18 protein-coding genes are annotated in these 23,740 nt (G+C 66.4%); 5 read left to right on the top strand and 13 right to left on the bottom strand.

Annotation, left to right across the window (positions count from 1 at the left end):
- Positions 1 to 90: 90 nt before the first annotated feature.
- Together AC57B5_RS20740 and AC57B5_RS20735 are read right to left on the bottom strand one after the other, a co-directional pair.
- Positions 91 to 1,254, bottom strand: coding sequence for a CaiB/BaiF CoA transferase family protein (locus AC57B5_RS20740; RefSeq protein ID WP_496400247.1), 1,164 nt, complete (start codon positions 1,252 to 1,254; stop codon positions 91 to 93).
- Between the two features lie 94 nt (positions 1,255 to 1,348).
- On the bottom strand, positions 1,349 to 2,269 hold the full coding sequence (locus AC57B5_RS20735) for a LysR family transcriptional regulator (protein WP_496400869.1): 921 nt from the start codon (positions 2,267 to 2,269) through the stop codon (positions 1,349 to 1,351).
- A gap of 126 nt (positions 2,270 to 2,395) precedes the next feature.
- On the opposite strand from AC57B5_RS20735, the gene AC57B5_RS20730 reads away from it, so the two are divergent.
- The 3 genes from AC57B5_RS20730 (at position 2,396) to AC57B5_RS20720 (ending at position 4,372) form a co-directional block, all read left to right on the top strand.
- Entirely contained in the window at positions 2,396 to 3,367 is a 972-nt protein-coding gene (locus AC57B5_RS20730; RefSeq protein ID WP_447914706.1) for a tripartite tricarboxylate transporter substrate binding protein, read from the top strand.
- Positions 3,368 to 3,378: 11 nt separating this feature from the next.
- Positions 3,379 to 3,843 (top strand): MaoC family dehydratase, encoded by a 465-nt coding sequence (locus AC57B5_RS20725; RefSeq protein WP_012201953.1) that lies wholly within the window; start codon positions 3,379 to 3,381, stop codon positions 3,841 to 3,843.
- 130 nt (positions 3,844 to 3,973) lie between these two features.
- Positions 3,974 to 4,372 (top strand): YkgJ family cysteine cluster protein, encoded by a 399-nt coding sequence (locus AC57B5_RS20720; RefSeq protein ID WP_013799932.1) that lies wholly within the window; start codon positions 3,974 to 3,976, stop codon positions 4,370 to 4,372.
- A 7-nt stretch (positions 4,373 to 4,379) separates the two neighbouring features.
- On the opposite strand, the gene AC57B5_RS20715 is transcribed toward AC57B5_RS20720, so the two are convergent.
- The 6 genes from AC57B5_RS20715 to AC57B5_RS20690 all read right to left on the bottom strand — a co-directional run bounded on the left by AC57B5_RS20715 (position 4,380) and on the right by AC57B5_RS20690 (position 13,146).
- Positions 4,380 to 5,780 (bottom strand): sensor histidine kinase, encoded by a 1,401-nt coding sequence (locus AC57B5_RS20715; protein WP_013799933.1) that lies wholly within the window; start codon positions 5,778 to 5,780, stop codon positions 4,380 to 4,382.
- A gap of 4 nt (positions 5,781 to 5,784) precedes the next feature.
- Positions 5,785 to 6,489: a response regulator transcription factor gene (locus tag AC57B5_RS20710; RefSeq protein ID WP_017407046.1), complete on the bottom strand. Its 705-nt coding sequence runs from the start codon at positions 6,487 to 6,489 to the stop codon at positions 5,785 to 5,787.
- 231 nt (positions 6,490 to 6,720) lie between these two features.
- Positions 6,721 to 7,953 (bottom strand): TolC family protein, encoded by a 1,233-nt coding sequence (locus tag AC57B5_RS20705; RefSeq protein ID WP_496400246.1) that lies wholly within the window; start codon positions 7,951 to 7,953, stop codon positions 6,721 to 6,723.
- A gap of 205 nt (positions 7,954 to 8,158) precedes the next feature.
- Positions 8,159 to 11,263, bottom strand: coding sequence for an efflux RND transporter permease subunit (locus AC57B5_RS20700; protein ID WP_034397505.1), 3,105 nt, complete (start codon positions 11,261 to 11,263; stop codon positions 8,159 to 8,161).
- A gap of 21 nt (positions 11,264 to 11,284) precedes the next feature.
- Entirely contained in the window at positions 11,285 to 12,433 is a 1,149-nt protein-coding gene (locus tag AC57B5_RS20695) for an efflux RND transporter periplasmic adaptor subunit (RefSeq protein WP_012201959.1), read from the bottom strand.
- A 416-nt stretch (positions 12,434 to 12,849) separates the two neighbouring features.
- Complete coding sequence (locus tag AC57B5_RS20690) at positions 12,850 to 13,146, bottom strand: hypothetical protein (RefSeq protein ID WP_496400245.1); 297 nt, start codon at positions 13,144 to 13,146, stop codon at positions 12,850 to 12,852.
- Positions 13,147 to 13,236: 90 nt separating this feature from the next.
- Between AC57B5_RS20690 and dinG the strand changes: the two genes are divergently transcribed.
- Complete coding sequence (gene dinG, locus AC57B5_RS20685; protein WP_496400244.1) at positions 13,237 to 15,411, top strand: ATP-dependent DNA helicase DinG; 2,175 nt, start codon at positions 13,237 to 13,239, stop codon at positions 15,409 to 15,411.
- A 1,516-nt stretch (positions 15,412 to 16,927) separates the two neighbouring features.
- On the opposite strand, the gene AC57B5_RS20680 is transcribed toward dinG, so the two are convergent.
- Together AC57B5_RS20680 and AC57B5_RS20675 are read right to left on the bottom strand one after the other, a co-directional pair.
- The gene (locus AC57B5_RS20680) at positions 16,928 to 17,590 is read right to left on the bottom strand and encodes an acyloxyacyl hydrolase (protein WP_099751005.1); all 663 of its coding nucleotides are present in this window, start codon (positions 17,588 to 17,590) and stop codon (positions 16,928 to 16,930) included.
- A 175-nt stretch (positions 17,591 to 17,765) separates the two neighbouring features.
- A complete protein-coding gene (locus tag AC57B5_RS20675; RefSeq protein ID WP_202757637.1) occupies positions 17,766 to 18,317 on the bottom strand; it encodes a Spy/CpxP family protein refolding chaperone in 552 nt (183 codons plus the stop codon).
- A 310-nt stretch (positions 18,318 to 18,627) separates the two neighbouring features.
- Here AC57B5_RS20675 and AC57B5_RS20670 point away from each other — a divergent pair, with 310 nt between their 5' ends.
- Positions 18,628 to 19,683, top strand: a complete 1,056-nt coding sequence (locus AC57B5_RS20670; protein WP_319074330.1) for a recombination-associated protein RdgC — start codon at positions 18,628 to 18,630, stop codon at positions 19,681 to 19,683.
- 60 nt (positions 19,684 to 19,743) lie between these two features.
- Here the strand turns inward: AC57B5_RS20670 and AC57B5_RS20665 are convergent, their stop codons facing one another.
- The 3 genes from AC57B5_RS20665 to AC57B5_RS20655 form a co-directional block, all read right to left on the bottom strand.
- Positions 19,744 to 20,931, bottom strand: coding sequence for an acetyl-CoA C-acyltransferase family protein (locus AC57B5_RS20665; RefSeq protein ID WP_496400243.1), 1,188 nt, complete (start codon positions 20,929 to 20,931; stop codon positions 19,744 to 19,746).
- A gap of 99 nt (positions 20,932 to 21,030) precedes the next feature.
- Entirely contained in the window at positions 21,031 to 21,819 is a 789-nt protein-coding gene (locus tag AC57B5_RS20660; RefSeq protein ID WP_088166408.1) for an enoyl-CoA hydratase/isomerase family protein, read from the bottom strand.
- A gap of 9 nt (positions 21,820 to 21,828) precedes the next feature.
- Positions 21,829 to 23,667, bottom strand: coding sequence for an AMP-dependent synthetase/ligase (locus AC57B5_RS20655; RefSeq protein ID WP_496400242.1), 1,839 nt, complete (start codon positions 23,665 to 23,667; stop codon positions 21,829 to 21,831).
- Between the last annotated feature and the right edge of the window lie 73 nt (positions 23,668 to 23,740).

Here is a 23,740-nt window from a genome sequence, read left to right as displayed (position 1 = left end):
GCCGATGACAACCAAGGAAGCGGTCGAGTTCGCCACGCTCGAATGGGTTCCGTAGTTCAACCACCATCGCCCGCCTGGACCCATCGGGCATCACTCTTGCCGGCCTCGAGCCTGCCCGCCAAACTCCTCCCACAGCGCCTGCGTGTGCTCGCCCAGCGCGGGCACGGCGCCCATGGCGGCTTCGGCATCCGATAGCGTGGCCGGGGGCAGCAGGGCCTGGATGCTGCCGGCGGGCGTGGCCACCTCGCGCCAACGTTCGCGCGCCTGCAGCTGGGGATGGTTCCAGACCGCGTGCATGTCGTTGAGCGGCGCGTTGGCGATGCCGCCTGCATCCAGGCGCTGCATGGCCTGTTCGCGGCTCAGGGGGGCCAGCACGGATGCGATCACCGCATCGAGTTCCGCGCGGTGCGCCACGCGCTGCAGGTTGGTGGCAAAGCGCGCGTCCTGCGCCAGCGCCGGCTGCTGCAGCACATGGGTGCAGAAGCTGTGCCATTCGCGGTCGTTCTGCAGGCCGAAGATCAGGCTCCGGCCATCACCGGCCGTGTACTGGCCATAGGGCGCGATGGATGGATGGGTCAGCCCGCTGCGCGCGGGCGCCGTGCCGCCGTAGTGGGCGAAGTTCAGCGGGTAGGACATCCATTCGGCCAGCGCCTCCAGCATGGACACCTCCACGCGCAGGCCCCGGCCCGTGCGGGCGCGCTGCAGCAGCGCAGACAGGATGCCCGAGTAGGCATACATGCCGGCCGCGATGTCGGCGATGGAAATGCCCACGCGTGCGGGCTGGTCGGGCGTGCCCGTGACCGAGATCAGGCCGGCTGCCGCCTGGATCAGCAGGTCGTAGGCCTTTTTGTCGCTGAGCGGGCCGCCCTCGCCATAGCCCGATATATCGCAGACGATGAGACGCGGATATTTCTCATGCAGCCTGTCGAAATCCATGCCCATTCTCTGCATGGCACCCGGGGCCAGGTTCTGGATCAGGATATCGGCCTTTTCCAGTATTTTCCCGACGATATGCTGCCCTTCGGCGGTCTTGATATCTGCGGCCAGGCTTTGCTTTCCCCGATTGGCCCAGACAAAAAAGGATGATTCACCATGGACCTTGTCGTCATAGCCCCGTGCAAAATCCCCATCGGGCAATCGCTCCAGCTTGATGACCCTGGCACCCAGGTCCGCCAGCTGCCGGCTGGCAAAAGGCCCTGCCACGGCGTGTTCCATGGCCAATACCGTCAAACCATCCAATGGGCGTGTCTGCATTTTCTTGAACGAGGCGAATATTCGATTCGCCGCATTCTAGAAGTGCGACCATCACCCAGCCAGTCGGCATTTTCTAAGCGGAATTTCAAATCTTCTAAGGCAGGGATTCCTGCACGGCGCCTTCCTCGGGCAAAGGCTGGGCCGCCACATAGGCCACGAAATCGCGGGCATAGGCGGGCAGGGTTTCGGGTTCGCGCGTGACCACCCTCTGCTCGCGCTGCGCCCAGGCCTCGTCCAGGCCCACGGCAGCCAGCCGGCGCGCCTGCAGCGCCGGCCGGGCAATGGAGCGTGGCACCAGCGCAATGCCCACGCCTTCCTGCACGCACTGCAGCACGGCCTCGAATGTTGGTGCGTGCACACGTACCCTGGGATTCATGCCCAGCTTGGAAGCCATGCCTTGGAGGTAGAGGAAGTTGCTGGTCTTGCGGCCGATCGAGACCAGGTCGTAGGTCAGCGCGGTTTCCAGCGGCACCCTGCTGCTGGCGGCCAAGGGGTGGCCAGCGGGCACCACAAACACCAGTTCATCGTGGCCATAGGTGATGGCATGCAGGCCATGCAGATCGATCTGGCCGGCCACCAGGCCCACATCGGCACTGCCGTCGAGCACGGCGCGCACCGTGTCTTCGCTCAGGCGCTCCTCCAGGTCCACATTGACGTTCGGATAATGGGCCAGATAGCGGCTGAGCACGGGTGCGATTCCCGTCAGCGTGCTGCTGTTGGCAAAGACGCGGATATGGCCTGATATTCCGTTGATGTGTCTTTGCATTTCTCCGTGCAAGCGGTCCACGCTGCCGAAAATGGCATCGGCGTATTTCTTGACCGTCATTCCCGCCGGGGTCAGCACCATGCCTTTGGACGTTCTTTCAAACAGCGATGCACCCATGGCCTGCTCCAGATTCTTGAGCCGGTAGCTGGCCGATGGCGCCGTCAAATGCATTTCAGCCGCGCCTGCGCTGAGGCTTTTGGCCTGGGCAATGGCAAGGAAAACCCTGAGATCCGTCAATTCATATCGCATCCGTTGCATGCCCGCCGGGAGCATTTCCTTGGTGTTAGACGGTTTCTAACCGCCCTATCAATGATTCGACTGGCTGCATTGGCCGCGCATTTCTATAGTCGGCGCCAGGAGACAACGGAGAAAATTATGGACTTCAAGACGGCAAGACGCCAAACCCTTCTCACCGCCCTGCTTCTGGCCGCCGGCGCGGCCGCAGCGCAGGACTATCCGGCGCGCCCCATCAAGCTGGTGATTCCCTACGCGGCAGGCGGCCCCACCGACACCTTCGGCCGCGCCATGGCCGATGTCTGGAGCCAGAAGCTGGGCACGCCCGTGGTGATCGAGAACCGCACGGGTGCCGGCACCCTGGTGGGCACGGAGGCGGTTGCCAAGGCAGCCCCTGACGGCTACACCCTGCTGCTGACCACGGTGGCGCATGCCGTCAATCCCTACATCCACGACAAGCTGGGCTACCGCACGGAGGAAGACTTCGCGCCCGTGGGATTGCTCGCCAGGGCGCCGCTGGTGCTGGTGGTGGACAAGCGGCTGCCCGTGCAGAGCCTGCCGGATTTCCTGGCCTATCTGCGGGCGCGGCCCGGCCAGGTCAACTATGCCTCGGCGGGCGTGGGCAGCGCTCCGCATCTGGGTGCGGAGCTGCTGAACCTGATGGCGGGAACCCGGGCCCAGCATGTGCCCTACCGGGGCAGTGCGCCGGCCATACAGGACCTCATCGGCGGGCACCTGGCCTTCATGCTGGACAGCGCTCCCACGGGCCTGGCCCAGGTCAAGGCGGGCACGGTGCGCCTGCTGGCCACTACCATGGCCCAGCGCCTGCCGCAGACACCCGACACGCCTGCCATTGCCGAGCAGGTGCCCGGCTACGAGGCCTATACCTGGAACGCCGTGTTCGCCCCCGCAGGCACGCCGCCAGCGCTGATTGCCCGCCTGCAGTCCAGCCTGCAGGCCACGGTGGACGATGCCGGGCTGCAGAAAAAGGCCTACGACATGGGCCTGGTGCTGGAAAAGCAGCCGCGCCCCCAGGCGCTGGCCACCTTCCTCAAGCAGGAACTGGACAAATGGGGCAAGGTCGCCCGCGCCGCCCACATGAGCGCGAACTGAGGAGAATCGCCATGCCACGCCACCCATCCCTGTGCGCCCAGCGCTACTTTGAAGACTTCGCGCTGGGCGAGGTCTTCGCCCTGCCCTCGCGCACCATGACCGATGCCCTGTTCGCCGCCTTCCAGCTGGCCAGCGGCGACAACCATCCCGTGCACTACGACGTGGAGTACTGCCGCGCGCGCGGCATGCCCCATATGCTGGCCCACGGCTACCAGGTGGCTATACAGACGGCGGCAGGCGCTGGCCTGTTCCCGCACATGGTCGAGGAATCGCTCAAGGGCTTTCTGGAGCAGGGCAGCCGCTTCCTGGCCCCCGTCTATGTGGGCGACACGCTGTACTGCACGCTGACGGTGTCCGAGCTCAAGCCCGGCAACACCACGGGCGTGCTGACCCTGGCCACCGAGGTGCTGAACCAGCGCGACGAGCGGGTGTCCGACGGGTTTCAGAAATACCTGTTGAGGAAGCGGCCGGCCTGAAGGCCAGGGGATGGATGCAGGGGCAGCGTCCCCCAAAGACCCGCCCCGTCGCTTGGCTACGCCGGCGCGGCAACCGCCGCCGGGCTTTCTGGCGAAAAATAGCGGCCCTGCACACGCCCATCCCCCCACCATGAGATCCCCCATCAGCATCGTCGACGTCGACCGCCTCGACTCCTGGAGCAAATACAAGCCCGGCATGTGCGACAGCTGTGCGGCCAACTGCTGCACCATGCCGCTGGAGGTGCAGCTGCCCGATCTGGTGCGGCTGGAGCTGGTGGATCCGTTCGAGGTGGACAACGTGGAGCCCAAGCTCATCGCCAAGCGGCTGATGAAGATGCGGCTGATCGACCACTACAACCCCAAGCACAACATCTTCACCATGGCGCGGCGCGCCAGCGGGGACTGCAATTTCCTGGATGCCAAGTCGCGGCGCTGCACGGTATACGACAAGCGGCCCGAAACCTGTCGCCTGCACCCCAAGAAGGGGCCCAAGCCCGGCTTTTGCGCCTACGGTCACAAGGACCGCTGAAACGGCTTCAGGCCGTGGGCAACCCGGGCAGCCAGATCCTTGCCTGCAGGCCCGGATGCATGTTCTCGAAGCCCAGCTTGCCGCCGTGCAGCTGCACGATGGCCAGCACGCTGGCCAGGCCCAGGCCATAGCCTTCGCGGTCCGATTCGGCGCGGTAAAAGCGGGTGCTCATCTTCTCGCGCGTCTGCGCGTCAACGCCGGGGCCGCGGTCCTGCACGATGATTTCCACGCCCCAGGCGCCGCCGTCCATGCCGTGCTCGTGGGCCACGCCCGCGCGCAGCAGCATGTCGGCGCCGTGGTCGCTGTCGGGCAGTGATCCGTACTTGATGGCGTTGTCCACGAGGTTGGCCACGGCGCTGGCCAGCAGGTCGCCGTCACCCAGCGCCATGGGCGTGCCCTCGACCTCCAGGCGCAGCACGCCGCCTGCGTCCTCGACCAGCGGTTCGTAGAACTCCACCACGTCGACCAGCAGGGCACGCAGGTCCACGGGCGCGAAGTTCTTGCGGCTGGCGCCGCTTTCCACTTCGGCAATCTGCAGCAGCTTGTCGAAGACCACGCCCAGCTCGGCCACTTCCTGGGCCACCAGCGCCAGCGTCTCGTTCTTTTCCTCGGGCGTGGCCTGCTGGGCATTGCGCAGGCGCAGCAGGATGCGCGTCAGCGGCGTGCGCAGGTTGTGGGCGATGGTGTTGGAGACATGGCGTATGCCGTCCATCAGCAGTTCCAGCCGGTCCAGCATGGTGTTGATGTCGCGGTTGAGCAGCGTGAACTCATCGTCGCGGCGCGTGACCGGAATGCGCTGGCGCAGGTCGCCCGTGGCCACGCGCGCCATGGTGCTGCGGATGTCGGCGGCACGCTCTTCCACCACCCGCCGGAAGGCCCCGGCGCCCAGCACGGCCATGCCCAGGGCCACCAGTCCGGCCAGCAGGCTGGCGCGGCCGAACAGCTCCTCCACATCGCTTTGCACCTGCATGTCGCTGCCCACGGCCAGCAGCTTGCCGTCGGACAGCTGGGCCACGGCCACGCGGCCCGCGATGATGCGGCCGTTGCGCCGCACCTTGAGATCGCGCACGCCCATCTCCGTCAGGCGGCGTGCGGGCACCACGTCGGCGTTGCCGATGATGGGATTGCCGTCGCCATCCATGAGGATGAGGATTTCGGTATCGGTGTTGACGCCGTCCAGCAGGGTCTGCTGGATCTCGGCCTCCAGCGCGGGCTCGCCGTACTTGTCGCGGTGCTCGACCAGGCGGCGCATGTGGTTCTCGGCCTGCCGGTCCATGCGCATGCGCAGCACGCCCACGGTCTGCACGTAGAACACCGACAGCACGATGGACATGGTCAGCACCAGCAGCACGCCGTAGGTCAGCGCCAGCCGGAAGGCCGTGGAGCTCCAGGGCTTGGCCAGCGACATCGGGTCAGGCCACCTGCGGCAGGTCCTGCGGCCGGTCCGACAGGCTGTAGCCCACACCGCGCACGGTGTGGATCAGCGCAGGCTCGAAGCCCTTGTCCACCTTGCCGCGCAGGCGGCTGATGTGCACGTCGATGACATTGGTCTGCGGGTCGAACCGGTAGTCCCACACCGACTCCAGCAGCATGGTGCGCGTGACGATCTGGTGCGCGTGCTGCATCAGAAAGGCCAGCAGGCGGAACTCGCGCGGCTGCAGCGCCAGCGGCTGGCCCGCGCGCTCGGCGCTGCGCGTGAGCAGGTTCAGCCGCAGGTCGGCCAGGCGCATCTCGCGCGCAGGGGCCGGGATCTGGGCGCGGCGCACCAGGGCCTCCAGGCGCGCCGAGAGTTCGGAGAAGGCAAAGGGCTTGGTCAGGTAGTCGTCGCAGCCGGCCTTGAGGCCGCGCACGCGCTCGTCCGTGGCCGACAGGGCGCTGAGCACCAGCACCGGCGTCTGCTTGCCCATGGAGCGCAGCGTCTGCAGGATCTGCAGGCCGTCGAAACCGTTGGGCAGCATGCGGTCGAGGATGATCACATCCCAGCTCTCGCCCACGGCCATGGCGATGCCCTGCACACCATCGCTGCACACCGCCACCTGCGCGCCCTGCTGGCGCAGGCCTTCGGCGATGTAGCGCGCGTTCAGCGCGTCGTCTTCGATGATGAGATAGCGGTACATGCGGGCGGCAGGGCCTGACTCGAAACTGAGGCAGACACTATACGGCGCGCCAGACTCCGCCGATATCGGTGGGGGTGCCGGCATGTTTACCACCTCTTTTCAGCCTTGGGCTGCGCTGCGCGGCATCGCACCGCATGAAACTGGCGTGATCCGGACCAGGCACACCGGGGGGTGCCACCCAGGGTCCGACCGCCCCTCCCGCACAGCAGGAGGGGAAGGGCGTCAAGCGCCTCAGGGCGCTGCCCACATCGGCAGATCGCCGCTGGCCACGCGCACCTGCCACTCGGCCAGCATCATTTCCTTGACCAGGTCCAGGTGCTCCAGGCGGTGCTCGTTGATGGAGCCCAGCGAATCGATCAGCTCCAGGATGGAGCCCTGGCCCAGCTTGTAGGCGTCCTGGGCCATCTGGTTGAGCGGCGCGATCTGGGCCAGGCCCTGCTTTTCGTAGGCGCGCACGGCATCGCGGCGCAGCTTCAGTTGCTTGATGGCGCGCTGCAGCTCGGTACGCGCCTCGATCAGCGCGGCGTCGTAGCGCAGCTGGGCCTGTTCGGCCTCGACCTGGGCTCGGGCGATGGGGCCTTCGCGGCGGTCGAACAGCGGCAGCTCCACCGACACGCCGATCTGGTTGTAGTTGCCGTCAAGGCGGTTGCGCACGCGCGCCACGCTCACGCTGGGCGTGGGCAGGGCTTCGCGGCGTTCCAGCTCGACCTTGTGGCGCAACTGGTCCAGTTCGGCCTGGGCGGCCACCAGGGCCGGCAGGCGCAGGCGCGCGGCCTCCCACAGCTCCTGCTCGTGCAGCAGTTGGCCCACGGGCACGGCCTGCAGGCTGCCCGTGGCGCGCGGCGCCCATTGGGGCAGGGCGGCCAGGGCGGCGGCGTGCGAGGCGGCGTCCTGCCAGTCCGACTGGGCCTGGCTGACCTGCATGGCCATCTGGGCCTGCTGCAGGCTCAGGCGCGCGCCGTCATAGCGGCTGCGCGCGCCGGCCTCGATCTGGCCGCGCACGATATTGCCTGCGCCGTTCAGCGACTCCTGCGCCTCTTCCCACACCTTCAGGCGCTGCTGCGTCATCAGCAGGTCGATGAAGGCCGTGGCTGCATCGTTGAGCGTGGTGGCCACGGCCACCTCGACATTGGCACGCGCCGCCGTCTCGCCCTTGCGCGCGTTCTCCATGCGCAAACGCCGCTGGCCGAAGATGGGCAGCGGCTGCTCGATGCCCCACTGCTTCTCGCCCGGCTTGCTGCTGTACGACGCCGTGGGATTGGGAAACGCCGCCGCCGTGCGGCTGTCCGCCTGCGCAATCCCGATCTGCAGCCGCTGCGCCGCCAGCTGGGGCTGGTTGCGCACCACCATCTGCAGATACTCCTGCATCCCCACCGGCTGCTGCGGCGCAGCCGCCGGAGCCACCTCGGAGGCAGGCGCCGCAGTGATGGCCGGCACAGCCGCCCCGCCCGGTACAGCGGGCACAGCGGGCACAGCCTGCTGCGCAAGCGCAGAACCCGCCCCGCAGCACAGCGCCACAGCCACAAACAGGGCCCGATAAGGTGAACGACCCGCAAAACCGGCACGGCCCAAATCAGAGACGCCAAGCAAGAGCCGCCTCGCGGCGATGGCGTCGTCCCCCTCCCGCAAAGCGAGAGAGGGGGAAGCGGCGCAGCCGCTCAGGGGGTGCTTACTCTTTTTCATCGAGTTCTTCCTGCGTCAACATGTTCTTGGGGCCCAGCAGCGCATAGAGCACGGGCAGCAGCACCAGGGCCACCAGGGGCAGCACCACCATGCCGCCCACGATCACGGAGGCGAAGGGCTTTTGCGTCTCGCTGCCCACGCCCGTGGACAGCGCCATGGGCAGCAGGCCCAGCAGCGCCAGCAGCGCCACGAGCACGATGGAGCGCATGCGCTCTGCAGCGCCCTCGACCAGGGCCTGCATCATGGGCATGCCCTGCCGTCGCAATTCCTCCACGGCCGAGATCACCAGCAGGCCGGCCAGCGCCACCTGCCCCAGCAAGGCAATGAAGCCGATGGCCGCGCTGATGGACAGCTCGATGCCCGCAAAGTGCAGGGCCGCGATGCCGCCCACCATGGTGAAGGGCGCGCACAGCAAGATGATGCCGGCGCTGCGCGCCTGGCCCAGCGCGCCGAACAGCAGGGCGTAGACGATGATCAGCGACAGCGGCACCACGATCTTCAGGCGTGCGGCCGCGCGCTGCTGGTTCTCCCACTCGCCGCCCCAGACGGCCTGGTAGCCCTCGGGGATCTTCACGTTCTTCTTGAACGTGGCCAGCGTGTCCTTGACCACGGAGCCGATGTCGCGGCCTTCCACGTTGAACTTGAGCGCCATGTAGCGCGCATTGCCTTCGCGGAAGATGGAGGAGTTGCCGATCTTGATGGCGACCTGGCCCACCGAATGCAGCGGCACCGAGCCGCCGTTGGGCAGGGGGATGGCGATGTTGCGGATGCGCTCCTCATCCATGCGGTCCACATAGGGCAGGCGCACGCGCACGGGCACGGGGTACTCGCCCTCCCACAGCGTGGTGGAGATGTTGCCGGCCAGCGCCGCCTCCAGCGTCTTTTGCGCGGTCTCCATGGCAATGCCCTGGCGCGCCAGCGACTGGCGGTCGAACTCCACGTGGACCTGGGGTGCAGGCGCATCGCGGTACAGGCCCAGATCGACCACGCCGTCGATGTCCTTCACCAGGTCCACGGTCTGCTGCAGGATGGCGCGCAGCTGCGGAATGTCGGGACCGAAGACCTTGAGCACCACCTGGCCGCGCGCGCCGGACGTCGATTCCTCCACGCTGTCGCGGATGGGCTGGGCGAAGTTGAACGACACGCCCGGAATCTCGCCCAGCGTGGCGCGCATCTGCTCGATGAGCTGGGGCTTGGTCAGGCCCTTGCGCCATTCGCCGTGGCCCTTCAGGCGCACCAGCACCTTGGCCAGGTTCAGCGTCTCGTTGTCGGTGCCGGACTCGGGCCGGCCCTGCTCGGTGGTGACGGTGATCACCTCGGGGAAGGTCTTCAGGCGCAGGCGCACGTCGCGCAGCACTTCCTGGCCCTTTTCCAGCGAGATCGATGCGGGCATCTGCACCAGCACGTAGGCGTCGCCTTCATCGAGCTCGGGCAGGAATTCCGTACCCAGCCAGGCCGCCGACAGGCCGGCCGCCACCAGGATGGCGAGCGAGCCGACGATGACGATGACGCGGCGGCGCCCGGCACCCAGCAGGGTGCCGATCCAGTGCTGGTAGCCGTGGTGCGCGCGGTCGAAGATCTTGGGCTCTTCCACCATCACGTGCTGGGGCTTGAGGAACAGCGCGCACAGCGCCGGCACCAGGCCCATGGCGAAGACCAGGGCGCCCAGCAGCGCGAAGCTGTAGGTCATGGCCAGCGGACGGAAGATGCGGCCCTCGATGCTTTCCAGCGAGAACACGGGGATCAGCGCCGCGATCACGATGGCCATGGCGAACAGCGTGGGCTTGGCCACGGCCACGGCCGAGTCGATGATGATGTGGCGCATGTCCGCCTGCGTCTGCGGCTTGCGCAGGCGGGCGTTGCGGATGATGTTCTCGGCCAGCACCACGGCGCCGTCCACCATGATGCCGAAGTCGATGGCGCCCATGGAGATCAGGTTGGCCGGCATGCCCAGCAGGTGCAGGCCGATGAAGGCCACCAGCAGCGACAGCGGGATCACCGTGGCCACGATCAGCGAGCCGCGCAGGCTGCGCAGGAACAGCCACAGCACGCCCACGATCAGCGTGGCGCCGAACAGCAGGTTGTGCTGCACCGTGCCCAGCGTGTGGCCGACCAGGTCGGAGCGGTCGTAGTTGGTCTCCATGTGCATGCCCTCGGGCAGGCCGCCGTCATTGAGCGCGGCCACCTTGGCATGGATCTGGTCCAGCACCACCGAGGGGTTCTCGCCGCGCTTGAGCAGCACGATGCCCTGGACCACGTCGTCGGCATCGTCCATGCCCACCGAGCCCTGGCGCGGCGTGTGCGACTGCACCACGCGCGCCACGTCGCCAATGGTCACGGGCGCGCTGCCGCGCATGGCCACGACCACGCCCTGGATCTCCTGCGGCGTGCGCAGCAGGCCGATGCCGCGGATGATCAGCGACTGCTCGCCGCGGCGCATCAGGCCGCCGCCCACGTTGCGGTTGGACTTGGACAGGGCATCGCTCACGTCTTCCAGCGACAGGCCCAGCGCATACAGCTTCTCGGGATCCACCTCGACGTGGTACTCCTTGACGAAGCCGCCGATGCTGACCACGTCGGCCACGCCCTGCACCTGCTTGAGGGTGCGGACCACGCGCCATTCCTGCTCGGTGCGCAGCTGTGCCAGCGTGTGGCGGTCGCTCTTCAGGCGGTAGTAGAAGATCTTGCCCAGCGGCGTGTAGTCGGGCGCCATCTCGGGCGTGACGCCGTCGGGCAGATTGGCCTGGGGCAGGCGCTGCGACACCTCGGCGCGCGCATGGAAGCTGTCGGCATCGTCATTGAAGACGAGGTTGATCATGGCCAGGCCGAAGTAGCTCTCCGAGCGCAGCGACACCAGGCCCGGCGTGCCGTTGAGCTCGCGCTCCAGCGGCTGGGTGATCTGGCGCTCCACCTCCTCGGGGGCCAGGCCCGGCGCCTGGGCAATCACGCCGACCTGCACATTGGTCACATCGGGATAGGCCTCGATGGCCGTGTGCAGGTATGAATACACGCCATAGATGGCGATGATCAGGGTGGCACACAGGGCGACGAGCCGCCGGTGCACCACAAACGCTATCAGGGAACGCAGCATTGATGAGTCTCCTGGCCGCGATCAGAGCAGCTGGCTGGCTGCGCCGTCGAGCAGCAGGCCACCGCGCACGACGATCTTTTCACCCGACTTCAGGCCCGACACCACGGGCACCATGCCGCGCGAGGGCCGGCCCAGCACCACGGTGCGGGCCTCGAACTGCTGCTCGCCGGTCTGCACGAAGACGATGCTGCGGCTTTCATCCTTGATGAGCACGGCCGTCACGGGTATCAGCATCTCGTGCTCGTTGGAGACCTGCAGGCCCACGCGCGCCTGCATGCCGGAACGCAGCACGGGGTTTTGCGCATCGAGCTGCACGATGACGGAGGCGCGGCGCGACTCCTTGTCCAGCGTGGCGCCCAGGTGGCGCACCGTGCCGGTCAGGGGCTTGGGCAGCTGCGGCACATCGACCTGCACGGCACTGCCCAGGCGGATGCCGGGCAGATCGCTTTCAAAGACATCGGCCACCACGTTCATGGCGGCGGGATCGCCGATCAGGAACAGCTCGCCGCTGGGCTCGACCGAGGCGCCGACCACGGCCTTGCGCTCGGCCACCACGCCGGCGCGCGGCGCACGCAGCACCAGCCGGTCGCCGCCACCTTGCCCCAGCAGCGCCGACGTGCCCTGGGCACGCGCCAGCTCCTGGGCCGACTCGCGCAGCTTGGCCTGGGCCGCACGCAGATCCACTTCCACGCCCACGCCCTTGTCCACCATGGTCTGCTGGCGCCGCACTTCCACGGTTGCCACGTCATGCGCGCTGCGGGCAGCTTCCACCTCGTAGCGCACGCGCAGTGCCTCGGGGCTGACCAGGGTGGCCAGCTCGTCGCCGGCCTTGACGATGTCACCCACGTGGGCACGAACCGACACCACGCGCGCGGCCAGCGGCACCGAGACAGTGGCCACGCGGTCCTCGGCAAAGGCCACGCGTGCGGGCGCCCAGGCCATTTGCGTGCCCTGCGGATCGGCCACCACGGCGATGTCCAGCATCTTCAGCGACTCGGGCTTGACCCGCACCACGCCGGCCGGCGCGGGCGCCTGCGCGGCAGGTTCGTTCTGTGCCGATGCCTTGGATGCATCGCAGCCCGCCACAAGGCAGGCCACGGCGATGACAGCGCATGCCGATGCCGCCGGAAACCGGGCTGCCTTGGGCAGGCCCGCAAATGTCTTGATCATTCTTGCCCCTTCAATCCATGCCTGGAGCGCAGGGACTGCAGCGAGCCGACCCTTGTCTCCTGAGATGAAACAGATGCTAGAAAACGCATCTTCCTGCGTGCGTGAAGCCTTCATTACCGTTTGGTAAGACATTCGCGTACCTAGGCCGGCGCCCAGGGCTGATCCCTGGCAGGGATCGCCTGCGCTTTTTCGAGATCCAGCGCGATCCGCTGCGCCGCCGCGGACCTGCCGCCTGGCGGTGCACCAAGGCCCCAGCCGCAGCGGCTGCAGCGGTCGCAGACCTGTGGATATCCCGGGGAAAAACGTGCTTTGCAAAGCCAAAGATCTGCACAGGCCCTGTTTTCCACAGTGGTGACAACTTCCACCATCCTCTGGAAATCGCTGGAAACCTGAACCCATGAAAAATCCGTTGCAAATCAACGGTTAATGGCGACAATCACCCAATCAATCCACAAGCATGCCAACAACATGCACACAGGATTGATCACAGGCCGAACGCCCTGGCCGCTGTGGGCAAGACTGTGGATGCGGCCACGCGCATGGCCATCAACGCCCATGGGAACAATCCAGGAACAGCCGGTGGACAGATGTCCATCCCGGTGACCGATACCCACCTGTGCACACATGCGATTGGCGGGTTCAGTGATCCATATGACGGGCAGCTTGTAGGCTGTACGGCATACGAAAAACGCGCTTTGTGCGCTGTATTTCATAAGATTTCGCATCTTATTTAATACATATCACTGTACGAATCTTTATAAACAGATGGACCAAGATGATCCATTTGGTCAAAACACGCCGAAATGCATGAAAAAAAATGGGCTGATCAGGCCCTGAAATCCTTTGATGACGTGGTCGGGGCCATCCCAGGATTCCGAAATCGTGAGGGGCAGCGAAAAATGGCAGCCCAGATCGCGCAGACCTTCAGCCAGGCCCAGCTGGGAAAAATCGATGAGGGCGCACCGGAGCCCACCCGGTCCATTGCCGTGGTGCAGGCCGGAACGGGGGTGGGCAAATCGCTGGCGTACAGCATTCCCGCCATTTCGATGGCGCTGGCGCGCGGCACCCGGGTGCTGATTTCCACGGCCACCGTCGCCCTGCAGGAACAGCTGGTGAACAAGGATCTGCCCGCGCTGGCCCAGCAGCTGGAGCAGCCCTTCAAATTCGCGCTGGCCAAGGGGCGGGGCCGCTTTGTCTGCAAGCTCAAGCTGGAGCGGCTGGCCAGCACCGGCGAGGCCCAGGACGAGGATCTGGACGATCTGTTCGCCGAAGAAAAGGCGCAGGCCCAAAGCCGCGTGGCACGCCCGGCCCAGGAGCTGGAGGCGCGCATGCAGTTCTACAAAAGCATGGCCAACGCGCTGGCGTCCCAGGCCTGGGACGGCGACCGCGACTCTCTGGAAACCCCGCCCGAGGCCGAGGCCTGGAGCCCCGTGGCGGCCGAATCCTCGTCCTGCACCGGCAAGCACTGTCCGGCCTTCAGCAACTGCGTCTATTACGAGCGCCGCAAGGACCTGGTGGCCGCCCAGGTCATCGTGGCCAACCACGATCTGCTGCTGTCCTCCCTGGGCGCGCGGCTGCTGCCCGAGCTGGACAACTGCCTGCTGGTGCTGGACGAAGCCCACCATCTGCCCGCCACGGCGCTGGGCCAATTCGCCGGCGAGATGGACCTGAGCCGCCTGGGCTGGATAGACAAGCTGACCAGCCGCGCCCTGCGCGTGAATACCCTGGTCGAAGTGGAGGAACTGGCCGACCTTCCAGCCCATGCCAGCCAGCTGCGCCAGCAGCTGCAGGAACTGGCGCGCCTGGTGATGGAGCTGTACGGCGATACGCTCAAGTCACAAAAGGACAGCTGGGGGCCGGCGCGGGTGCGCGCACCGCGCGGCATGCTGCCCGAGCCCCTGCTGGAGCCTCTGGGCAAGGCCGCCCACCATGCCAACAGCTTTCTGGATGCGCTGCGCGCCATCTCCAAGGCACTGCGCGCCGCCATCAAGGACAATCCAGAGGAAGCACGCAGGCTGTCTACAGCTTATGCACAGGTTGGCGCACTGGCTCCCCGCCTGGAATCCGTCTATGACACGGCCCAGCTGCTGATGCAACAGCCAGCGCAGGATGACGACAGTAGCCGCGTTCCCAATGCCAAATGGTTTACGTTGGAGACAGATGGCGAATACATCGTGGTCAAGGCCCATGCCAGCCCCATCCTGCCCGGAGCCACGCTGCGCCACCATCTGTGGTCCCAGGTGCGCGGTGCCGTGCTCACGTCGGCTACCTTGACCAGCTGTGGACAATTCGACTTCTTCCTGCGCGAGGCAGGCCTGCACGACGATGCGGCCGTGACCACGCTGGAAGTGCCCAGCCCCTTCGACTACGCGCGCCAGGGCACCCTGGTGGCGCGCGAGACCGTGGCCGACCCCAAAGAGGCAGCCCGCTTCACCCAGGAGATGGTGGACGCGCTGCTGGGCGACCTGTCCCACGTGCAGGCCGGCGCCCTGGTGCTGTTCACCTCGCGCGAGCAGATGCGCCTGGCGGTGGATGCGCTGTCCACGGCCATGCGCTCGCAGGTGCTGGTGCAGACGGCCATGCCCCGCGCCCTGCTGCTGGCCCGCCACCGCGATGCCGTGGAGATGGGCGAGCCGTCCATCATCTTCGGCATGCAGTCCTTCGGCGAGGGCCTGGACCTGCCCGGCGCGCTGTGCGAGTCCCTGTTCATCACCAAGCTGCCCTTTGCCCCGCCCGATGACCCCGTGGGCGAGGCCCGGGCCGAATGGCTGCGCAGCAGCGGCCGCAACCCCTTCAATGAGCTGGTGGTGCCGGCCACGGCGATCCGCCTGGCCCAGTGGGTGGGCCGCGCCATACGCACCGAGGAAGACCAGGCCCATGTGTATTGCTATGACCGGCGCCTGGTGAACACCAGCTATGGCCAGCAGCTGCTCAAGGGCCTGCCGCCCTTTGCCTTGCAGCGCCGCCCGGCACGCTGAGCCGGACCCTGTGGAAAGCATGCGAAAAACAGGCCGCGCCCTGTCGCCACTGCATTCCCTTGCATACGCAAGTCATTGATCACGGCTGATTTTTTCAATCAGCGAGCTTGCCGATTGCCCACAGGCCACTTGCACACAGCCTGTGGGCAACCGTATTTCCCGGCTCCCGCTGGATACCGCTGGATCTCGCAGACCGTGCCTGCTCCCCGGCCCGGCCATACCCGCCATACCCCGCCAACGGGCCAGCAGAACGCCCAGGACGCGCTTGCGCGGGCAACCCAGGGCCTGACAGCTGCCAAGCCTCCACGGTCCTCTGCAGGCCGCTGAAGCGCTCGGGCTGATTCACGTCCTCTTGCCCTGGTGCGCCAGCAGCCATCACTTTTCGTGATTACCCTTGCCTGGACTGGATCTGCTGCTCCTGATCTGGATGCGCAGTCCTCTTGCAGGCCGGCAACAAGGGGTTGAATTTTTTTGAATGGCCGAACACTGCCTCTGGCGCATCCGCTTGCGTCCGCCTGACAGGCCGCGTTTTCCTGAAGTCTTCCACGTCCAGTGCACAGCCCGTTGTGGAAAAGCGCCCGTTCCACAGCGTTCCTGCGAGGCCGCGAGGAGGTCTTGTCTTCGTGCGTCTTCGTGCATACGGCCATGGCGCGCGAACCGATCCGGAATTTTTTTGAACACAGGCGCGCCAATTTCGCTGGAGCAGTCCCTTGTCTGGACATGCCCAGGCTCCAGACAACCTGGCACGTCTGTTTTTTTTGAAAAACCGTTCGGCCTTCGCTTCCCGCGTGACTTCGCCTTCGGTTGTTCTTTGATCTTCTTATAAAGAATAGTCGTAGTAGTAGAGGCATGACATCTCTGTGGATAACTCACTATTCCTCAAAAAAAACAATGTCTTGCCCGATTGAAAAACATGTGATCAAAGCCCTGTTCCCGGTGTCTCCTGAACGGGGATAGTTTGCCCGTTTCGATTTTTTCTGTGGATAACTGTTGAGTTGGTCTTCATCTATCCACAGTTTTGTGCGAGGTGCATTTTTTCCTTTATTGCACTTCAAGTTGTTGATCTATAAGGATTTTTCAGATTATCCAGGTGAAAAGAAGGCTTGCCAGACATGGAAGAGCACATGGTCTGGCAGTGCTGTGACCTGTTGACAGGCCGTTTTTCCTGATGGACCGGCTGCCTTTTTTTATCCCGAACGGTCTTGCCGCTGTGAAAAACCGCCCTTGGCTGTTATTCCTATCTCTCTTATTTTTTAATTAGTAGTAGTAGTAAGTGAAGTGCTTAATTGTTGATAACTGAATTTGTCTTATAAAAATCAACAACTTAAGACACTTCAAACCCTGTGGTGGATGCTGCTCCGCTGCTGCACCCGTTTTGGGCACAACTTTCCATGGCACATCCTCCTTGTGGATAAGCATGGATTTACGAGATTTTTATGCCCAGGTTTTTCCACAGGGTGGTGAGGACAAAAAAAGACCACCTCGAAGGTGGTCTTGCCGGGATCCGCAACCGTGATCAGAAATGGTGGGCGTAGCGCAGCTGCAGGAAGTTTTCGCCGGGGTTGGGTTTCTTGATGCCTGCGTTGGAATGGTGCTCCAGCCGCAGCACCAGCTCATGCTGGCCCTGGCTGCCAAACAGGTAGCCCACGCCGATATGGGTGGCGAAGTTGTAGCGCGTGGGGAATTCCTTCTCGTCCGTGACGTAGCGACGGTTCAGCGCCCAGCTCAGGCCCACGCCGGTTTCTGCAAACCAGGGCGACTGCCCGTTGCTGGGACGCCAGCGCACGGTGGGATTCACGCCGATGACCCAGGTGCCGCGATCGCGACCCTCCAGCGGCGCCGACCAGCGGGCGCCCCAGAAATCCCAGTAGCCGCTGAGCTGGCCGCCCCACAGCGCATGGCGCCAGTTGCGCCATGGCACGGTGATGCCCACGGTCCAGCTGTCGGCACTGTGCTCGGCCGCGCCGTATTGCAGGTACATGGAGGGGGAGGATTCCGGCGTGGACTGCGCCTGCGCCGCCAGGGGCAGGACGGCCGCTGCACCGGCCAGCAGCACGGCGGCAAAACTTCCGGTTCGTCCTGGTCGCTCTGGTCGCCCTGAACGTCCTGGTGGATGTTTGCGCGCCGTTGCGTGGTTCTGGCAGCTGGATGGCGTCGTTTGAGTGTTTTTGGGGGCCATGATCTTCTCCGGGGCAGCACACAATGCTGTGCCTGTTCCACTCTAGGCAGTCCGGGGAAGATCGGGGAGTCAGCAAAAAAGCCCTTGCACTGTCGGCCGCCTGACAAGGCGTCCGTGCAAGGGCTGGCGCAAGCAATCCGGCTGCCCGCTGGTGGCGGGCAGGCCAGGTGGCTGCTTACTGGGCGGGTGCCGGGGCAGGGCGGGCCTGGCCGCTCTTGTGGTCATGGCGCGGGCCGTGGTCCATGCCGTGGTGGCCGGGGTGGCCCTTGTGCAGCGTGGCGGCATCGAAGGTCTTTTGCTGGCTGGCATCCAGCTGGGCGTAGAAGGCCTTGGTGGCTTCGCCGCGGCGATCGGCATCGGCCGCGCGCTGGGCACGCATTTCACGCATCTTGTCGATGCGCTGGGGCGTGGTCAGCTTGGCGAAGTCCTCGCGCTCCATGCGCTGGGGACGCTCGCCGGGCTTGAAGGTGGCCGCATAGGTGTTCCATGCGGTTTCCTGGGCCGGCGTGAGCTTGAGGTCGGCCTTGAGCTTGGCGATGCGCTGCTGCATGTGCTCCCTGCGGTCGCCGTGCTTGTGCATGGCGCGATCGGGCTTGGGCGCTGTGGTGGTAGCGGCGGCGGGGGCTGCCGGCGCGGCGGTCTGGGCGTACGAGGGCAGGGCGAACGATGCCAGCAAGGCGGTGGCAGCGGCGGCGCTGGCGAGGGTGCGGCGGAAGGTGGTGGTCATTCCAAAATCCTTTCTGGAGAGGGTGACTGAAGGCCGCCGTCAAGGCACTTGGCGAGCCCTGTGCAGCGGATGATTGAAGTGTGGTCGTCCGATGTATCGGGGCAGTGAGGTTTTGCGCACGGCTTGTAAAGAATTGACAAGCTTGTGCAGCGCCGTCCGGTGCCAGGCATGCACAATGACCGGGCGGGGCGCCAAGGCATGGCGCCCCTGCTGTTTTTTCTGTTTTCTCCCTCTGGATGGAGGCGGCGCAGCCCGGTGTTGCACACCCCTGCTGCGGCGCAGCCGCAGTCCGTCCGAGCAAAGGTTCGCTATGTTCAAAAACATGATCGTCTATCGCATTGCCGAGAGCTGGCAGGGCGATTTGCAGCAGCTTGAAGAAGCCCTGGGCAAGAGCCCGTTTGCCGAGTGCGGCGCCACGCAGGAGCGCAGCGCCGGCTGGGTGCCGCCGCGCGGCGAGCCCCATGGCCCGCTGGCCGAGTCCGTGGCCAATCAGTGGGTGATGCGCTTCATGACCGAGGCCAAGATGCTGCCGGCCAGCGTGCTCAACCGCCGCGTCAACGAAAAGGCTGCCCACATCGAGGCCACCGAAGGCCGCAAGCCCGGCAAGAAGGAAAAGAAGGAACTCAAGGACGAGGCCAAGCTGGACCTGCTGCCCATGGCCTTCACCAAGCAGGGCGCCATGTGGGTCTGGCTGGACCCGCAGGCCCGCACCCTGGTGCTGGACACCGGCAGCCAGGCGCGCGCCGACGAGGTGGTCAGCTCGCTGGTGGAGGGCCTCACAGGCTTTGCGCTGGCCCTGGTCGATACGCAGACCAGCGCCCAGGCCGCCATGGCGCACTGGCTGACCACGCAGGAAAGCCCGGCCGGCTTTTCGATTGACCGCGAATGCGAGCTCAAGGCCGCCGACGAATCCAAGGCCGTGGTGCGCTATGCCCGCCATCCGCTGGACATCGACGAGGTGCGCCAGCACATCGAGCACGGCAAGCTGCCCACGCGCCTGGCGCTGACCTGGGATGACCGCGTGAGCTTCGTGCTGACCGAGGGTCTGCAGATCCGCAAGATCGCGCTGCTCGATGCCGTGATGGAAGGCCAGTCGCAGGACGACGGGGGCTTCGATGCCGATGTGGCGATTGCCACGGGCGAGCTGTCCAAACTCATCCCCGATCTGATCGAGGCGCTGGGCGGGGAAGGGCGCACGGGCCTGGGCCAGGATCTGCCGGCGTCGCTGCAGACGCCCGCTGCCCAGACTCCTACAGCGACACAAGCGGCACCAGCGGCACCGCGTGCAGCGGCCTCGGGCCGTGGTGCGCTGACGGGGCCGGCCCTGGCGCCCGTGGATACGGCGCCTGAAGAAGCGCCTTTCTAAGCCGGCAGGCGGCTGCGGTGGCGATGTTTCATGTGAAACATCGCCACGCCCAGGCGGCGCTCAGACTCTTTCAAAGATGGCCGAGATCCCTTGGCCGCCACCAATGCACATGGTCACCAGCGCATAGCGGCCGCCCGTGCGCTGCAGCTCGGCGATGGCCTTGGTGGTGATGATGGCGCCCGTGGCACCCACGGGGTGGCCCAGCGATATGCCCGAGCCGTTGGGATTGACCTTGGCCGGGTCCATGCCCAGCTGCTGGATCACGGCGCAGGCCTGGGCCGCGAAGGCCTCGTTGGCCTCGATCACGTCCATGTCTGCAATCTTCAGGCCCGTGCGCTGCAGCACCTTCTGCGTGGCCGGCACGGGGCCTATGCCCATGTAGGCGGGGTCCACGCCGGCATGCGCGTAGCCCACCAGGCGCGCCAGCGGCTTCAGTCCCAGGGCGGCCACGCGATCGCCTGCGGCCAGGGCCACGGCGGCGGCGCCGTCGTTGATGCCCGAGGCATTGCCGGCCGTCACGCTGCCGCCTTCCTTGCGGAACGCGGGCTTCATGGTGGACAGCAATTCGATGGTGGTGCTGGCGCGCACATGCTCGTCGGTATCGAAGACCACGACGCCCTTGCGCGTGGCGATCTCCACGGGAGCGATCTGCTCCTTGAAGTGGCCGGCCGCAATGGCAGCGGCCGCGCGCTGGTGGCTGGCTGCCGCCAGTTCGTCCTGCATTTCGCGGCTGATGTGGTAGCGCTCGGCCACGTTTTCGGCCGTGATGCCCATGTGCATCTTCTGCCAGGGGTCGTGCAGGATGCCCAGCATGTAGTCGATGCTCTTGGCGTCGCCCATGCGCGCGCCCCAGCGGGCGGCCTGTTCGAAGTAGGGGCCGCGGCTCATGGACTCGCTGCCGCCGCCGATGGCCACGTCGCAGTCGCCCAGCGCAATGGCCTGGGCGGCAGAGACGATGGCCTGCAGGCCGGAGCCGCACAGCCGGTTGACGTTGAAGGCCGGCGTCTCGATGGGGCAGCCCGCATCGATGGCGGCCACGCGCGAGAGGTAGGCGTCCTTGGTATCGGTGGGGATCACATTGCCCATGACCACGTGGCCGACGGCGTCGGGCGCCAGGCCCGCGCGCTCGATGGCCGCCTTGACGGCCGTGGTGGCCAGCTGGGTGTTGGGTACGTCCTTGAGGCTGCCGCCGAAGGTGCCGATGGCGGTGCGCGCAGTGCCGACGACGAAGACGTCGCGTGGGGTCATGGTGAAGCTCCTCGAAGCGATGAACACGGGGGATGGAGTGCATTGTGCCGGGCAGGCGGCAGGCAGCGCAGCCGCCTCGGCGTCAGTTCCGGGCGCAGGTCAACGTCCCTCGAATTGCGGTGCCTGCTTGGCGTGGAACGCCGCAATGCCGCGCGGCAGGTCGGCCGTGCGCGCACAGGCATCGAAGGCGCAGGCCTCGGCGGCCAGCTGGTCGCGCAGGCTGCGGTCCAGGCCCGCGCGCATGAGGCGGCGCATATGGCCCAGCGCCACCGTGGGGCCGGCGGCCAGGCGTTGTGCCAGCCGCTGCACGGCGGCGTCGAGTTCGGCGGGCGGCAGGACGCGGTTGATCAGGCTCAGGCGCTGCGCTTGGGCGCAGTCCAGGGTCTCGCCCAGCATGGCGATCTCCAGCGCGTTGCGCAGGCCCACGATGCGCGGCAGCGCCCAGGAGGCTCCCACGTCGCAGCTGGCGCCCAGGTTGATGTAGGCCAGGTTGAAGCGCGTGCCCTCGGCCGCGTAGACGAAGTCGGCCTGCAGCATCAGCGACAGGCCTGCGCCTGCCGCCGCGCCATGCACCTTGGCGATGACGGGCGCATCGAGCTGGCCCAGCAGCGCCACGGCCTCGTTGAGCGGCGCCAGCAGCTCGGCCGCGCCGCGCACGGGGTCGGCGGCCAGCGTGTCCAGGTCGCCACCCGCCATGAAGGCGCGGCCCGCGCCTTCCAGCACCACGCAGCGCAGCGCGCGGTCCTGGGCCAGGGTGCGCACGGCGTCGCGCAGTGCCAGCGCCATGGGCACGTCGATGGCGTTGAGGGCGGCGGGGCGGTGGAAGGTCAGCGTGGCGATGGCGCCTTCGCGGTGCAGCAGCAGCGGGGTGTCTTGCGTGTCGGTCATGGGAGCGGATCAGTGGTACAGGGCGTCGATTTCGGCGGCGTAGGTCTTGTAGATGGACGAGCGGCGCACCTTCATCGTGGCCGTGACTTCGCCATCGTCGTGGTCCAGTTCCTTGGTCAGCAGATGGAAGCGCCGCACATGCGAGACCTGGGCCAGGCGCGCATTGCCCTGCGCGATCTCGGCATCGATCAGCGCGCGCACCTCGGCCATCTCGGCCAGGGAGCGGAAATGCGTGAAGGGGATGCGCCGCGCCTGGGCCCATTGGCCCACGGTCTCGTAGTCGATCTGCACCAGCGCGCCCACGAACTTGCGGCCCTCGGCCACGACGATGCACTCCTTGATGAAGGGGCTGGCCTTCATGGTGTTCTCGATCTCCGAGGGCGTGAGGTTCTTGCCGCCGGCGGTGATCATGATGTCCTTGAGGCGGTCCACGATGCGCAGCTGGCCGCCCTGCACGCGCACCACGTCGCCCGTGTGCAGCCAGCCGTCCTGCAGGCTTTGCGCCGTGGCCTCGGGGTTCTTGTAGTAGCCCGCGAAGACCATGTCGCCCTTGATCTGGAGCTCGCCGCTGCCGTCGCCCTCATCGGGGCCGGCATGGGTGGCAATGCGCCATTGCACGCCTTCGGTGGCCACGCCCACGGTGCCCACGGCCACGTCGTCCAGGCGGTGGCCGGTAACCATTCCCGTGGATTCGGTCAGCCCGTAGACCTCGATCAGCGGCACGCCCAGCGTGCGGAAAAAACGCACCACGTCTGGCGGTATGGGCGCGGCGCCGGTGAGCGCCACGCGTGCCTCGCGCAGGCCGATGAAGTTCTGCAGCGCGCGCAGCACGCTCCAGTAGCTGGCCGCCCAGGCCAGGCGCTCGGCCAGGCTCCACTGCCTGCGGGGCTTTTCGGCCAGCGGCGCGCAGGCCGCCATGGCGCGCCGGTAGAGCGCGCGGCGCAGCGGTCCGGTCTCCTGCATCTTGATGCTGATGGCCGCATGCAGCTTCTCCCAGATGCGCGGCACGCCCAGGAACATATTGGGCGCGACTTCTCGCAGGTCTTCCTGCACCGTGCGGATGGACTCGCCGAAGTGCACCTGAGAGCCCAGGTAGACCGGCACGAAGCTGGTCAGCATCTGCTCGGCCACGTGGCACAGCGGCAGGTAGGACAGGTGGCGCGTGCCGCCGTCCAGCCCCAGCCGCTCGGCAATGCCGGGCACCACGCCGCGGATGTTGCGGTAGGTGATCATGGCGCCCTTGGGCTTGCCGGTGGAGCCCGAGGTGTAGATCATCAGCCCCACGTCATCCAGCGTCTGGCGTGCCAGCGCCTGTTCGATGGGGGCGCGGCTAACGGCCTGGGCAGCCTGGGCGCCCAGGCGCTCGACTTCGTCGAAGGTGGCGATCAGGGCGCGGACCTCGGGCGCGAAGCTGCGCAGGCCCTTGGTCTCCATGACGATGATCTTCTTCAGGCGCGGCAGCTGGGGCAGAGCGGCCAGCAGCTTGTCGGTCTGCTCCTGGTCCTCGCAGACCATGATGTCCACATCGGCGTGGCCCGCCACATAGGCGACCTCGGGCGTGGGGCTGGTGGGGTACACGCCCACGGTGATGGCGCCGATCAGGCCCGCGCCCATCTGGGCCAGCACCCACTCGATGCGGTTCTCGGAGATCACGCCCATGTGGCCGCCTGGCGGCAGGCCCAGCTGCGCCAGGCCCAGCCCGAAGTGGCTGGCACGCTCGTGGTAGCGCGCCCAGCTGGTGGGCTTCCAGATGCCGAAGTCCTTTTGCCGTATGGCCACGCGCTGGGCATCGCTGCGCGCGCGTTCGGCCAGCATCTGGGGCAGGGTGAGTTCGGGAAGGTTCTTCATATCAATGACCCATCGCGCTGCCTGTGACACTGGCGTGCCCCCACACGGGAGCACCGAGGAAGGGCCGCCCCGC

The sequence above is a fragment of the Delftia sp. BGA-UO-ETr-SB1 genome (assembly GCF_059567865.1).
The sequence above is the reverse complement of the archived record's forward strand: the minus strand, read 5'-3'. Positions and strand labels throughout refer to the sequence as shown.

Excerpts from the sequence above, each read along its gene's own strand:
- AC57B5_RS20675 (WP_202757637.1), bottom strand. The coding sequence starts at position 18,317 with ATGACCACCACCTTCCGCCGCACCCTCGCCAGCGCCGCCGCTGCCACC.
- AC57B5_RS20680 (WP_099751005.1), bottom strand. The coding sequence starts at position 17,590 with ATGGCCCCCAAAAACACTCAAACGACGCCATCCAGCTGCCAGAACCAC.
- AC57B5_RS20690 (WP_496400245.1), bottom strand. The coding sequence starts at position 13,146 with ATGAAATACAGCGCACAAAGCGCGTTTTTCGTATGCCGTACAGCCTAC.
- AC57B5_RS20665 (WP_496400243.1), bottom strand. The coding sequence starts at position 20,931 with ATGACCCCACGCGACGTCTTCGTCGTCGGCACTGCGCGCACCGCCATC.
- AC57B5_RS20670 (WP_319074330.1), top strand. The coding sequence starts at position 18,628 with ATGTTCAAAAACATGATCGTCTATCGCATTGCCGAGAGCTGGCAGGGC.
- AC57B5_RS20655 (WP_496400242.1), bottom strand. The coding sequence starts at position 23,667 with ATGAAGAACCTTCCCGAACTCACCCTGCCCCAGATGCTGGCCGAACGC.
- AC57B5_RS20740 (WP_496400247.1), bottom strand. The coding sequence starts at position 1,254 with ATGCAGACACGCCCATTGGATGGTTTGACGGTATTGGCCATGGAACAC.
- AC57B5_RS20730 (WP_447914706.1), top strand. The coding sequence starts at position 2,396 with ATGGACTTCAAGACGGCAAGACGCCAAACCCTTCTCACCGCCCTGCTT.
- AC57B5_RS20720 (WP_013799932.1), top strand. The coding sequence starts at position 3,974 with ATGAGATCCCCCATCAGCATCGTCGACGTCGACCGCCTCGACTCCTGG.
- AC57B5_RS20715 (WP_013799933.1), bottom strand. The coding sequence starts at position 5,780 with ATGTCGCTGGCCAAGCCCTGGAGCTCCACGGCCTTCCGGCTGGCGCTG.
- dinG (WP_496400244.1), top strand. The coding sequence starts at position 13,237 with ATGCATGAAAAAAAATGGGCTGATCAGGCCCTGAAATCCTTTGATGAC.
- AC57B5_RS20700 (WP_034397505.1), bottom strand. The coding sequence starts at position 11,263 with ATGCTGCGTTCCCTGATAGCGTTTGTGGTGCACCGGCGGCTCGTCGCC.
- AC57B5_RS20710 (WP_017407046.1), bottom strand. The coding sequence starts at position 6,489 with ATGTACCGCTATCTCATCATCGAAGACGACGCGCTGAACGCGCGCTAC.
- AC57B5_RS20695 (WP_012201959.1), bottom strand. The coding sequence starts at position 12,433 with ATGATCAAGACATTTGCGGGCCTGCCCAAGGCAGCCCGGTTTCCGGCG.
- AC57B5_RS20725 (WP_012201953.1), top strand. The coding sequence starts at position 3,379 with ATGCCACGCCACCCATCCCTGTGCGCCCAGCGCTACTTTGAAGACTTC.
- AC57B5_RS20735 (WP_496400869.1), bottom strand. The coding sequence starts at position 2,269 with ATGCGATATGAATTGACGGATCTCAGGGTTTTCCTTGCCATTGCCCAG.
- AC57B5_RS20660 (WP_088166408.1), bottom strand. The coding sequence starts at position 21,819 with ATGACCGACACGCAAGACACCCCGCTGCTGCTGCACCGCGAAGGCGCC.